The sequence below is a fragment of the Halomonas sp. NO4 genome (assembly GCF_010994375.1).
Lineage (GTDB): Bacteria > Pseudomonadota > Gammaproteobacteria > Pseudomonadales > Halomonadaceae > Halomonas.
The window spans coordinates 1-13,523 of record NZ_WHMA01000053.1 but is presented as its reverse complement, the minus strand read 5'-3'; the positions used below and the strand labels follow the sequence as shown (position 1 = coordinate 13,523).

Here is a 13,523-nt window from a genome sequence, read left to right as displayed (position 1 = left end):
CCGAGGATTACCACGCGCGCATCGACGACCCGGCACTCGGGATCGACGAGCGTACCATCCTGGTGATGCGCGGCGCCGGCCCGGTGGGCCATCCCGGTGGCGCCGAGGTGGTCAATATGCAGCCCCCGGAGGCCCTGATCCGTCGGGGTATCGAATCGCTGCCCTGTCTCGGCGACGGGCGCCAATCGGGGACGTCCGGCTCGCCGTCGATCCTCAACGCCTCACCCGAGGCCGCCATCGGGGGCGGGCTGGCGCTGCTCGAGGATGGCGACCGCCTGCGCGTCGACCTGGGGCGTGGCGAGGTGCGCCTGCTGATTGATGACCAAGAGCTGGCAACACGCCGGGCGTGGCTCGAGGCCGGCGGTGGTTATCGCTACCCCGACCACCAGACGCCCTGGCAGGAGATCCAGCGCACCCTGGTGGAGCCGCTCGATCGCGGCATGACGCTGGAAGGCGCGACCCGCTACCGCGACGTGGCGCGGCAAAGCCCGCCGCGTGACAATCACTGAGGCACCACGCCTCCATGGGAGGAGGACAGGCAACACATGGGTACCATCGACATCGGCCTGGTGGGTGTCGGCAAGATCGCTCGCGACCAGCACCGGCCGGCCATCGACGCCGACCCGAACTTCCGGCTGGTGGCCACCGCCGACCCCCATGCTCGCCTGGCGGACGTCACCAGCTACGCCTCTCTGACGGCCATGTTGGAGGGCGAACCGGGGCTGCAGGCGATAGCGATCTGCACCCCGACCCACCTGCGCCACTCCCTGGCGCGCCTGGCCTTGGAGCACGGCAGGGCGGTGCTGTTGGAGAAGCCGCCCGGGGCGAGCCTCAGCGAAGTCGAGGACCTGGTGGCCCTAGCCGAGCGCCGCGGCTGTCCGCTGTTCGCGGCCTGGCATTCGCGCTTTGCCCCCGGGGTGGCCCGGGCGCGGGCGTGGCTGGCCGAGCGCGAGATCCGGGGCGTCGAGATCGAATGGAAGGAGGACGTGCGGGTCTGGCATCCGGGGCAGGCGTGGATCTGGGAGCCTGGCGGTATGGGGGTCTTCGACCCGGGGATCAACGCCCTATCGATCGTCACTGAGATTCTGCCGCAGCCCTTCTTCTTGCGCTCGGCGAGCCTCGCCGTACCTGCCAACCGCCAGACGCCTATCGCCGCTGAACTGGCCTTCGTCGATGCCCGGAAGGCCCCCATTCAGGCTGTCTTCGACTTTCGCCAGACCGGCCCTCAGACGTGGGAAATTCGGGTGGCGACGACGGACGGCGAACTCGTCCTGACCCGGGGCGGCAGCTGCCTGGCCATCGACGGCGAGGTGGTGCTCGAGGAGGATGAGCGCGAATACCCGGGCCTCTATGCTCGCTTCGCCGAACTGATCGCCGCGCACGCCTCGGATGTCGACCTGGGCCCGCTACGTCATGTGGCGGACGCCTGTCTGCTGGGTCGACGCGAGACCGTGGAGGCCTTCGTGGAGTGAGATTACTGGCCGCCCATCGCCCGCTGATGAGCAATGATTTCGCGCAGCATGCCCATCAGGGTACCGGCGCCCGGCGACAGGCGCTGGTCACGCAGGCTCACCAGGCCGAAGGGTTGGACGCTGAGGGTTTCGCGCAGGGGCAGAATGCGGAAGCGTTGCGGTGCGCATAGCAGGTCGGCGGCCTCATGAATGGTGGCGGTGATGGTGTCCGACCTGTTGACCAGGGCCAGCGAGACGAGCACATCGGAGGTGTCGACGATCTGGCGCGGCGGGTCGACCCCGTGGTGGAGGAAAAGGGCATCGACCCGCTGGCGCATCAGCGCTCCGGGCGGCTGTAGCGACCAGGGATAGGCCGCCATGGCCGCTAGGCTCGGCGAGTCCTGCCCCGTCAGCGGATGGCCCGCCCGACACACGAAGCAGATCTCCTCCTCGCCGATCTCCTCGAACACGAAGCGCTCTGCCGGGAAGCCGACGGGGATGCGGGTGATGGCGAAATCTAGCTCCCCCTCCAGCAGCCGTGGCACCAGCGCCTGGCTGACATCCACGGCGACGCTTACCTTCAGCCCCGGCCGGTCGCGATGCACCCGCTCGATGGCGCTGGCCAGCAGGGTCACGGCGGGTGCCATGACGGTGCCCACTGCCACCATGCCGGCACTTCCTGCGCGCAACGCATTCAACTCCTCGCCGGTGTGGCGCAGCTCGGAGAGCATGCCGTGGGCATGTCGTACCAGCACCTCCCCGTACCAGTTGGGTGTCACCCCTCGGGCATGGCGGTCGAAGAGTTTCACCCCGAGTAAGGTCTCCAGATCGCCTAGCAGCTTGGAGGCGGCGGGTTGTGTCATGCCGAGTCTCTCGGCGGCGCGATGGAGGTTACGATGCTCGTCCAGCGCCACGAACAGCTGCAGGTGGCGCAACTTTAGTCTTACGCGAAGATACCAGTCGTCATCCAGGATCCCCATGGTAGCGCTCCTATCTTTGTTCTGATAACAAAAAATATATCAAACATGATGGATTTTTGCATTGGCCGGTTATGGGGTGTCTGGCTAACGTGGATATGGTCGCATCAATGTTGTGGTGCGCCATCCAAATACAACAACCCCGGGCTCCGGGTGACAGGAGAAAGCGGCATGTCACTCTCTTCCAGCTTTATGGCTATCGACTACTGCTCATCCAGCTTCAAGGGCCGACGTATACCGACAACGCGATTAAGTCGAAATGGTTGTGGCACTGCTTCATACCATCAGAAGGGGCTCGCTAGCGGGTTAAGAGCTTGAAGTTGATCCTGCGTTTTTGATGGTATCCAGTAAAATAAATTGGAAGGTCATGATATGCAAAACAAAGTAATGAGCAGAAAGCTGGCGCTAGGTGTAACCTCATCGTTGTTGATTGGGTCGACTCTGACGGTAGAGGCATGGGCCCAAGATACGATCCGTATCATAAGCCATCGACAGCCAGCTTTAGAATATTATACTTCACAAATGGAAGGGGCCTTGGAAGACGGGCGTGTCAGTGTCGAGTTGATGCCGATCGATAAGGAACTGGAACTTGCCTCTATTACCATGTCATCAGGATCGGATGCGATCGATGTTCTCTACTTGAACGATTCATCGCTGAAGCGCTTTGCGGCAAATGGGTGGCTTGAGCCGCTCGATGACCTTTGGGAAAAATACAAGGAAGAATATAAACTCGGGGATTTCCCGCAATCCGTTGTGGATGCAGTAAGCTATGATGGACATATTTATTCAATGCCAATCATGTCCAATGCTGAGCTCTTCTTCTATCGTTCCGATCTGCTGAAAGAGAACGGCATCGAGCCACCATCCACTATGGAAGAGTACGAGCAGGCCGCCGAAGCACTGGACAGCAACAGAATGGCCGGGACGATCATGTCGCTTAAGCCGGTCGATGCTGCTTTGAACGAAGCTCACTGGTATATCAATGCGATAGGTGACGGTTGGTTCGATGAGAACTGGAGGCCCATCTTCAATAACGAGGCCGGGGTTGCAGCTATAAACAAAATGAAAGAGATGGCTGAGCATGCACCTCGGGGCTTCACCTCACATGCAAATGATGAGTCAACCATAAATCTTCAGCAAGGGTTGGCTGCGATGGGCTTGCAATGGTTTACCCGAGCCGCAGCAATGGATGACCCGACTCAGTCACGCTTCGTCGGTCAGTTTGAATGGGTAGCACCTCCTAGTGGTGGCGCTCGGATTGCCAATGATGGTTTCGCGATTTCTAAGTTTTCTTCTGCCGATAAGGAAGAGATGTTCAAAATGCTGGCGATCGCTGCCAGTCAGGAGAGCATGCGTAAAGGCGCAGAATATGCTATGCCACCCCGTCTTTCAGTGTTGGAAGACCCCGAACTCGCTGAGAAATATCGGTGGTATCCAGCCGCTCGGCAGGCACTTGAGAATGGGAAGGCATTCCCGCCGATTCCCGACTTTCTAGATGTAGGTGAGATCGTGACCCGGTACATCCTGCAGGCGGTGATCGGTGAAATGGAAGTACACGCAGCACTAAACCAGGCTGCGGAGGAGACCGAAGAGCTCCTGGCCTCACGTGGTTACTACGACTAACGATCGGCATGTCGGCACCAACGGGTGGGTGGGACGGTGGTGCCCTTGTCTGTAAGTTTCGATAGGATATGACATATGGTACGTTGGCAAAGGGGTTTGTGGTGGTTTCTCTTGCCCAGCTTCGGACTGTTGACCGTGGTCCTGCTTTGGCCATTGGGATATGCACTTTACCTCAGCTTCTTCGACTATTACCTAGGGTCGTCAGATCGCACCTTCATCGGTCTCGGCAATTATGTCGAGCTGTTCACTGAGGCGCGTCTTTGGCAATCATTCTGGACGACGATTATCATCGCGTTCGGGTCGGTAGGCCTTCAGTTTGTAGTGGGTTTTGCTTTGGCACTCGGCATCTATAAACTAAAGTTCAGTGCCCGCCTTTTCACCATGTTGCTGTTCCTGCCGCACATTGTAACGCCGGTGGTTGCTGCGCTGTTTATCAAGTGGATTCTAGTCTCCAACTTTGGGCTTCTTGACGCAACTTTACTGGGCCTCGATATTACCCCGCCAGACTGGCTAGGCGATCCGATATGGGCAAAAATTAGTGTCATACTCGCCGATGCCTGGATCTTCACGCCACTGATTATGATGGTCCTCTATGCTGCGCTACAAACGCTTGACCAGTCACTGATTGGCGCCGCACAGATCGATGGTGCAAACGCATGGCAGATTCTTCGCCATATCATTATTCCGGCACTGATACCTGCGATCATATTCACGGTGTCGGTCCGACTAATGGATGCATTCAGGTTCTTTGACACTATTTATGTGTTGACTGGTGGGGGGCCCGGGACTGCGACCGAAACCATCACCATGTATACATATCAGCTGGGCTTCCGGATGTTGGATATTGGCAAGGCGTCTGCTTTGGGTGTCATTACCTTGGTCGTCGTCGCTATCATTCTTCTCACTATTAATAAAGTTCTGACTCGTATTTACAGGAGGGGGGACTGATGTCGATGATTGTCACTACTGAAAAGGCGCTGAGCAAAAGAGGCCAAGGGGCCCGGAAGACTGCCCCTGGAAGCAGCGCCTTGCTCAACAGAGGCCAGGTACTGCTATTTGCAGCTCTATGCATCTTTACGTTATTCAATCTTATTCCCTTGCTCTGGGCTGTCCTGACGTCACTTAAACATCCGGCGGACGCCTTTACCATACCGCCAACGCTAGTCTTCGAGCCGACGCTTGAGTATCACAAGGAAGTCTGGCTTGACCATAATTTTGTCCAGTACTTGTCCAACAGCCTTATTGTGTCTGCCGGAACAGTGATCATTTCCGTCCCGATTGGGAGTTTGGCGGCTTATGCCTTGTCCCGCATCCCTCGCCAGCGGTCTGGCCCGATTCTCAGTGCCTTGTTCACCATTCGGATGTTTCCGCACATACTACTGGCTATTCCTTTTTTCGTGATGGGGAGCTTCCTGAATCTGATCGATAGTTATGTACTATTGATTCTGGCGTTGATCGCCATAAATCAACCGTTCACTATTTGGTTGATGCATGGTTTCTTTTCGGATATTCCCCGAGATCTGGATGAAGCAGCTGCGCTTGATGGGTGTAACAGTTGGCAGTCCTTCCGTACCGTGATTCTCCCTCTCGCACGGCCGGGTATGACCGTCGCGGCCTTGTTTAGTTTGCTTCTTTCATACAATGAGTTTCTGTTTGCCCTTGTGCTGACTGGAGTCGACACAAAAACTCTTCCGGTGGCTATCGCTTCCTTCGGTGGGGAGGATATCTCTAGCTTATCCCTGGCGGCCGCCGGCGCAATCGGCATCATGTTGCCGATTGTTATTATCATGCTGCTGCTACAGCGTCATCTCGTCCGTGGGCTCACCATGGGAGCGGTCAAGGGTTGAGTGTTATGATGTTAAGGTCGAGAATTAAAGTTGTAATACCTCGATTTACTGTATAAGGCGTCAGGTTATACTAAATAAATCATAATCCGAGTAAGGAATAACACGTATGGCTTCAGTTGAAATAATGAATGCCGTAAAAGCATACGGTGATCAACAGGTCCTGCATAGCATTAATATCCATGTGGAAGATGGTGAGTTTGTTGTCTTGGTGGGCCCTTCAGGCTGTGGGAAGTCGACTTTGCTTCGCATGATTGCCGGTCTAGAAGACATCACCGATGGTGAAATATTGATAGATGGAAAGGTCGTGAACACTAAGCATCCGAAAGACCGTGACATTGCGATGGTCTTTCAGTCTTATGCCCTTTATCCTCATATGACGGTAGAGGAGAACATGGCCTTTTCTCTGAAGATGCAGAAAAGGGATAAGGAAGAGCAGAAGCAAAAAGTCGCTGAGTCTGCTCGTATACTCGACTTGACGAAGCTGCTGGACCGGTATCCTCGTCAGCTCTCTGGTGGTCAGCGTCAGCGGGTCGCCATGGGACGAGCAATCGTCCGAGACCCTAAGGTGTTTCTTTTCGATGAACCCCTGTCCAACTTGGATGCCAAGCTTCGGGTCCAGATGCGGACTGAAATAAGATCATTGCATCAGAAGCTTAAAACGACTGTCGTTTATGTGACGCATGACCAAGTTGAAGCGATGACGATGGCCGATAAGATCGTTGTAATGCATGATGGTTACATTGAGCAAATCGGTAGTCCGTTGAATCTATATGATCAGCCGGCGAATCTCTTCGTTGCTGGATTCATGGGATCTCCATCCATGAACTTGATCAAAGGGAGGATGGACAGAAGTGATCCTCATCAATTTGTGACACAGAATGGCAAGGTAATCCGGCTGCCATGTCCTGTGGATATTGATCCCGGCCGCGAATTGGTTATCGGGATTAGACCAGAGCATTTCGAGGTTTCCGATGAAGGGACTGAATTTGAAGTTGAAGTAATTGAGCCGACTGGTTCAGAGATTCAGGTGATCTTGAACTTGGGTGGTGAGAAAGCCACAGCTGCTTTCCGTGACCGGCTCCCGCTCGAACCAGGAGATAAAGTGCGTTTGGGAATGTCGGAGAATGGGTTGCATTTTTTTGATAGTCAATCGGGAAATAGGTTGAGTCCCGATCTGTACATGAAAGAGGTTAGCCCAGAACATTAAGCATGTATTTCACAAAAAAGAGTAGCCGATGTTTGGAGAAGGGATCCTGACATCTCTCATCCCTGACTAGTGGATGCCAGTCTGCTCGCTATTGCCATTTTTCCCGGGAGAACTACAGAGATGATTGCTACACGGCTGGTCGTCGATCGTGACTTTGATTTATCATCACTGGATCGGCGTATCTTTGGAACCTTTGTTGAGCACATGGGCCGCTGCGTATACAGTGGCATCTACGAACCAGACCATCCGAGTGCAGATGAACACGGCTTCCGCAGTGACGTCATGGCACTCGCCCGTGAATTAGGCTCAACCATCGTCCGTTATCCCGGTGGCAACTTCCTGTCCGGTTACAACTGGGAGGATGGTGTCGGGCCAAAGGAAGACCGGCCGGTGCGTCTCGACCTCGCATGGCTTTCCACCGAGACTAATCAGTTCGGCACGAACGAGTTTATGCAGTGGTGCCGTACCCTCGATGTTGAGCCGATGTTCGCAGTCAACCTCGGCACCCGCGGCCCCGATGAGGCGCGGCATTTCCTCGAGTATTGCAATCATCCTCGTGGGACTGCGCTCTCCGACCTGCGCCGCCAACATGGTGTCGACGAGCCGCACGCTATCAAGTTCTGGTGCCTGGGCAATGAAATGGATGGTCCTTGGCAGATCTGCCAGAAGACTGCTGACGAATACGGACGCATCGCCAAAGAGACCGCCAAGCTCATGCGGACGGTCGATCCGAGTGTGGAGCTCGCTGCCTGTGGATCATCCAAGCATGACATGCCCACCTATGGTGCATGGGAAGACCGCGTGCTGGAACATTGCTTCGACGAGGTTGATTTCATCTCATTGCATCATTATTTCGGGAACCCCCACGACTCTACCGCCGAGTATCTCGCCAATGTCGAGCTGACTGACTTGTTCATCAAGGAAATCGTTGCGGTGGCCGACAGTGTGGCGGCTAGGCGACACTCGGCGAAGCGGATCATGCTGTCGTTCGACGAGTGGAACGTGTGGTACAAGGCCCGCTCCGCTGAACATCGCAGCCAACCCGGGTGGCCACAGGCACCACGATTGATTGAGGAGGTCTACAATCATGAAGATGCGTTACTGGTTGGAGGGGCGTTAATCACGCTGATGAATAACGCCGACCGTGTGAAGGCTGCCTGCCTGGCACAGTTGGTCAACGTCATCGGTCCCATCATGACCGAACCTGGCGGTCCAGCGTGGCGGCAGACGATATTCTTTCCGTTCTCGCAGGCTTCGAAGTACGCCCATGGTCGCGTGTTACGGTGCTTGATCGATTCACCGAGTTATCGAGCGGATACCTTCCCTGAAGTGCCTTATCTGTGCGCTGCCGTTGTGCACGATGACGAGAGCGGTCAGACCGCTATCTTTGCGCTCAATCGCCACCTCAGCGAGTCGCAGGATATTAATATCGAACTGCGTGGCTTGGGTAGTCAACAGCGCTTGGTGGAGGCGCTCGAACTCTATCATCCTGATATGAAGGCGACTAATACGCAGGCTTCACCCGATACGGTTTGGCCAGAAAGCAATGCCGAAGTAGAAGTCGATGGAGACCGGATCAAGGCTCATTTCAAGCCAGGATCCTGGAATGTGATCGTGATCAACAATACAACGAGAGACTGACAACTATAGTGTAGCTCTTTAACGGTAGCGGCTGGCCCTGCTTACAAGCCTGTCATCTGTTGCCTCGAATAAGTCCCCTGGTGGATGATCGATGCGCGTTAAACGGATTACGGCGGCTAGCCGTTCGGCATGTGAGAACGTAGTGAGTGAGTTTTCACGTGCATGGCTATTCGAGAGGCTAAGTTGGCTAGGATACACGTTCACGCGTACTGTATGTGTTGCATCAAGGAAAAATGTAGATGCTTCTCCCCCATTAAGGAATTGGCAGGAGAAGTGGGGCATGCGGTGCGCATGAAGATTGAATAGGAAGGCATTGGGAGATGGCTAGTGCAAGAACAAATAGACAAGAAGCTCTATGCGTGTGACCCCGAGCTTGGAGAAATTAACCAATACTGGCTTTGTAATGAACGGGGGGTCTGGGTAGGTGTCCTGAATTATGGTTTAACAGTTACTGACTTTATGTTGCCGGATCGTACCGGCAATCTGGTAAACGTTGTGTTGGGTTTCCCGGATTTTTCTTCTCTCCGTCGACAAACGGCTTTTGCGAATGCAATCATTGGTCGTTATGCCAACCGTGTTGCCCATGCAAGGTTCAGGATAGAGGGGCGTGATTTTACTCTTAGTCGCAATGAAAATTATCATCACCTCCATGGTGGACTAGCAGGGTTTGATAAGAAGCTATGGGAAATTGAATATCTGCGAAGCAATAGTGGGGCGTGTTCGCTCTGTGCCCGCCTCACCTCATCAGATGGCGAGGAAGGTTATCCTGGTGTGTTGGATTGTCATGTCATTCTGAGTCTTGACAATGATAATAGGCTGATATTCAAGGTACTGGCAGCGACGAGTCGTCCCACTCATGTCAATATCACCAGCCACCTTTATTTCAATTTATCTGGGAGTGAGCGAGGTGATGTAAAGAACCATATTTTTATGATTCCCAGCACAGAGGTCGTAGACATTGATGCCTCGGGGATCCCGAGCGGACGCATCATTTCCATTGACGGAGGCTCGTTGGATTTCAGTCGTCCTAAGGTTCTTCAGGAGGCCTTTTCTCATACTGACCCACAGATTGAAAAGCGCAATGGTATCGACCACTGTTATATCCTTAATCACCATAATGAGTCAGGCAGCATGAAAGTAGCTGAAGTTTTCTGCCCTTCGACTGGGTTGAAACTTCAGGTTGAGTCAACTCAGCCGGGATTACAATTCTATACTGGGCAATATTTGAAGGACTTGGTGTCTCCTTCGGGTAGTCAGTACGCTCCGTTTGCTGGGTTTTGCTTGGAGCCTCAGCACTTTCCAGACACGCCGAACCAGTCCGAATTTCCGCCTACTTTATTGCTTCCAGGTGAAACATATGAGCACTGTTTTGCCTATAAGGTAACTTTGTTAAAAGAGAGTTGATTTTTCGGTTCCGCTGACAAAGTAAGAGTCAGTTAGATATGCTGAAGGAGGCTGCGTTTGTGTATTTAACCGGTTGGGCAAGGTAAGTTTAAATATGTCATCTATTTTTCAGGTTCTTGATTTCCTGATGCTCCTTGCCATCACATTGCTGGCGATGAGTGTTCGATTAATGTTCGCAAATACGAAGTGAGCGATCACTCCTGCTCTTTGATTGGAGGTCTTATGTCTGATGACAAGCGCCGGCTGCGCAGTGCCGAATGGTTCGGCAGCGCCGACAAGAACGGCTTCATGTACCGCAGCTGGATGAAGAACCAGGGGATTCCCGACCACGAGTTCCAGGGCAAGCCGATCATCGGCATCTGCAACACCTGGTCGGAACTGACCCCCTGCAATGCCCACTTCCGCAAACTGGCCGAGCACGTCAAGAAAGGGGTGCTCGAGGCAGGCGGCTACCCAGTGGAATTCCCGGTGTTCTCCAACGGCGAATCCAACCTGCGGCCCACGGCGATGTTCACCCGCAACCTGGCGAGCATGGATGTCGAGGAGGCGATCCGCGGCAATCCCATGGATGCGGTGGTGCTGCTGGTGGGGTGCGACAAGACCACGCCGGCGCTGCTGATGGGGGCGGCGAGCTGTGACCTGCCCACCATCGTGGTCACCGGTGGACCGATGCTCAACGGCAAGCACGAGGGGCGCGACATCGGCTCGGGCACCGTGGTCTGGCAACTCTCCGAGGAGGTCAAGGCGGGCAAGATCTCGATGCACGACTTCATGGCCGCCGAGGCTGGTATGTCGCGTTCGGCGGGCACCTGCAACACCATGGGCACCGCCTCGACCATGGCGTGCATGGCCGAGTCGCTGGGCACCTCGCTGCCGCACAATGCGGCGATACCGGCGGTGGATTCCCGCCGCTACGTGCTCGCGCACCTCTCCGGCAACCGCATCGTCGAGATGGTCGACGAGGACCTGCGCCTCTCGAAGGTGCTCACCCGTGAGGCCTTCGAGAACGCCATCCGCACCAACGCCGCCATCGGCGGCTCCACCAATGCGGTGATCCACTTGAAGGCGATCGCCGGGCGCATCGGGGTCGACCTGACGCTGGATGACTGGAATCGCCTCGGTCGCGGCACGCCGACCATCGTCGACCTGCAGCCTTCGGGGCGCTTTCTGATGGAGGAGTTCTACTACGCCGGGGGGCTGCCGGCGGTGCTGCGCCGGCTGGGCGAGGCCGACCGCCTGCCCCACAAGAACGCCCTGACCGTCAACGGCAGAACGCTGTGGGAGAACGTGCAGGAGGCGCCGCTGTACAACGACGCGGTGATCCGCCCGCTGGACAACCCGCTGCGCGAGGACGGCGGCATGTGCGTGCTGCGCGGCAACCTGGCCCCGCGTGGCGCAGTGCTCAAGCCCTCGGCCGCGAGTCCCGAGCTGATGCAGCACCGCGGCCGGGCGGTGGTCTTCGAGGATTTCGACGACTACAAGGCGCGCATCAACGACCCTGACCTGGAGGTCGATGCCGACAGCATCCTGGTGATGAAGCACTGCGGGCCGCGCGGCTATCACGGCATGGCCGAGGTGGGCAACATGGGGCTGCCTGCCAAGCTGCTCGAGCAGGGCGTGACCGACATGGTGCGCATCTCCGACGCACGCATGAGCGGCACCGCCTACGGCACCGTGGTGCTGCACGTGGCCCCGGAAGCGGCCGCGGGCGGTCCGTTGGCGGCGGTCCGGAACGGCGACTGGATCGAGCTCGACGCCTATGCCGGCAAGCTGCACCTGGACGTCGCCGAGGCCGAGCTGGAGGCACGCCTGGCCGAGGGTGATCCGACGGCGACGTCGCGGCGGATCGCCAGCGACGGCGGCTATCGTCAGCTCTATATCGAGCGCGTGCTGCAGGCCGACGAAGGCTGCGACTTCGACTTCCTGGTGGGCTGTCGCGGTGCCGAAGTGCCGCGCCACTCTCACTGACGTCTATGCTGACGGGTGGCACATTCCCTCTCTGGCCAGGAGCCCTTCATGAGTGACAGGCAACGCAGGATCACCCCCGACCAGCTGCGCTCGCGGTGGTGGTTCGACAACCCCGAGCATCCGGGTACCACGGCGCTGTGCATCGAGCGCTACATGAACTACGGCATCACCCTGGAGGAGCTCACCAGTGGCAAGCCGATCATCGGCATCTGCCAGTCGGGCTCCGATCTCACGCCGTGCAACCGCCATCACATCGAGCTCGTCAAGCGCGTCAAGGACGGCATTCGCGCCGCCGGCGGGGTGCCCTTCGAGTTCCCCATGCATCCCATTCACGAGAACGCCCGTCGCCCCACGGCGGCGCTCGATCGCAACCTGGCCTACCTGGGCCTGGTGGAGGTGCTGCACGGCTACCCGCTCGACGGCGTGGTGCTCACTACCGGCTGCGACAAGACCACCCCGGCCGCGCTGATGGCCGCGGCCACGGTCAATATCCCGGCGATCGTGCTCTCCGGTGGGCCCATGCTCAACGGCTGGCACGGCGCCGAGCGGGTGGGCTCCGGTACCATCGTCTGGGAAATGCGCAAGCGGCTCGCCGCCGGCGACATCGACTACGCCGAGTTCCTGTCGCGGATCACCGATTCCGCTCCCTCGGTGGGCCACTGCAATACCATGGGCACCGCCTCGACCATGAACTCCATGGCCGAGGCGCTGGGCATGAGTCTGCCCGGCTCGGCAATGATCCCCGGCCCCTACAAGGAGCGTTCCCTGGTTGCCTACGACACCGGTACGCGCAGCGTGGAGATGGTGTGGGAGGACCTGCGCCCCAGCGATATCCTCACCCGTGAGGCCTTCGAGAACGCCATCGTCACCTGCTCGGCGCTCGGCGGTTCCTCCAACGCCCCGATCCACGTCAACGCCATCGCTCGCCACGCCGGTATCGAGTTGACCAACGATGACTGGCAGCGGCTCGGCCACGCCATCCCGTTGCTGGCCAACGTGATGCCGGCGGGAGCCTTCCTGGGCGAAGAGTTCCACCGTGCCGGGGGCGTGCCGGCGGTGATGAGCGAGCTGCTGGGCGCCGGCCGACTCCACGGCGAGGCGCTCACCGTCAACGGCCGGGTGCTGGGCGACAACCTGGCAGGTCGCGAGACGCAGGATCCCGAGGTGATCTGTCGCTACGCTGTCCCGCTGGTCGAGCACGCGGGCTTTCTCAACCTCAAGGGCAACCTGTTCGACTCGGCGCTGATGAAGACCAGCGTCATCTCGCAGGATTTTCGCGCGCGCTTCCTCAGCGACCCGAACGACCCCGACGCCTTCGAGGGCAAGGTGGTGGTCTTCGACGGCTCCGAGGATTACCACGCGCGCATCGACGACCCGGCGCTCGGGATCGACGAGCGTACCATCC

11 protein-coding genes are annotated in these 13,523 nt (G+C 57.4%); 10 read left to right on the top strand and 1 reads right to left on the bottom strand.

Going from position 1 to position 13,523, the window contains the following annotated elements; genetic code table 11:
• On the top strand, positions 1-509 hold a 509-nt coding region (locus FEF15_RS18305), incomplete at its 5' end, for a dihydroxy-acid dehydratase (protein WP_205598586.1).
• A 36-nt stretch (positions 510-545) separates the two neighbouring features.
• Positions 546-1,472 carry a Gfo/Idh/MocA family oxidoreductase gene (locus tag FEF15_RS18300; RefSeq protein WP_163560761.1) on the top strand — a complete coding sequence of 309 codons (927 nt, stop codon included), beginning with the start codon at positions 546-548 and terminating at the stop codon, positions 1,470-1,472.
• 2 nt (positions 1,473-1,474) lie between these two features.
• Here FEF15_RS18300 and FEF15_RS18295 read toward each other — a convergent pair whose 3' ends face one another.
• Complete coding sequence (locus FEF15_RS18295) at positions 1,475-2,431, bottom strand: LysR substrate-binding domain-containing protein (protein WP_163560760.1); 957 nt, start codon at positions 2,429-2,431, stop codon at positions 1,475-1,477.
• Positions 2,432-2,800: 369 nt separating this feature from the next.
• On the opposite strand from FEF15_RS18295, the gene FEF15_RS18290 reads away from it, so the two are divergent.
• From FEF15_RS18290 to FEF15_RS18255, 8 genes are all read left to right on the top strand, one after another.
• Positions 2,801-4,051 (top strand): extracellular solute-binding protein, encoded by a 1,251-nt coding sequence (locus tag FEF15_RS18290; protein ID WP_163560758.1) that lies wholly within the window; start codon positions 2,801-2,803, stop codon positions 4,049-4,051.
• Between the two features lie 75 nt (positions 4,052-4,126).
• The gene (locus FEF15_RS18285; protein ID WP_163560756.1) at positions 4,127-4,999 is read left to right on the top strand and encodes a sugar ABC transporter permease; all 873 of its coding nucleotides are present in this window, start codon (positions 4,127-4,129) and stop codon (positions 4,997-4,999) included.
• Positions 4,999-5,898, top strand: a complete 900-nt coding sequence (locus tag FEF15_RS18280; protein WP_163560753.1) for a carbohydrate ABC transporter permease — start codon at positions 4,999-5,001, stop codon at positions 5,896-5,898. Before FEF15_RS18285 ends, FEF15_RS18280 begins: the two co-directional genes overlap by 1 nt.
• A gap of 106 nt (positions 5,899-6,004) precedes the next feature.
• Positions 6,005-7,105 (top strand): sn-glycerol-3-phosphate ABC transporter ATP-binding protein UgpC, encoded by a 1,101-nt coding sequence (gene ugpC / locus FEF15_RS18275; RefSeq protein WP_163560752.1) that lies wholly within the window; start codon positions 6,005-6,007, stop codon positions 7,103-7,105.
• Between the two features lie 120 nt (positions 7,106-7,225).
• Complete coding sequence (locus FEF15_RS18270; protein WP_163560750.1) at positions 7,226-8,746, top strand: alpha-N-arabinofuranosidase; 1,521 nt, start codon at positions 7,226-7,228, stop codon at positions 8,744-8,746.
• A gap of 327 nt (positions 8,747-9,073) precedes the next feature.
• The gene (locus FEF15_RS18265) at positions 9,074-10,150 is read left to right on the top strand and encodes an aldose epimerase family protein (protein WP_163560748.1); all 1,077 of its coding nucleotides are present in this window, start codon (positions 9,074-9,076) and stop codon (positions 10,148-10,150) included.
• Positions 10,151-10,372: 222 nt separating this feature from the next.
• Complete coding sequence (locus FEF15_RS18260; protein WP_163560747.1) at positions 10,373-12,118, top strand: IlvD/Edd family dehydratase; 1,746 nt, start codon at positions 10,373-10,375, stop codon at positions 12,116-12,118.
• A 48-nt stretch (positions 12,119-12,166) separates the two neighbouring features.
• Positions 12,167-13,523, top strand: a 1,357-nt coding sequence (locus tag FEF15_RS18255) for an IlvD/Edd family dehydratase (RefSeq protein WP_163560745.1), incomplete at its 3' end; no start/stop codon positions are given.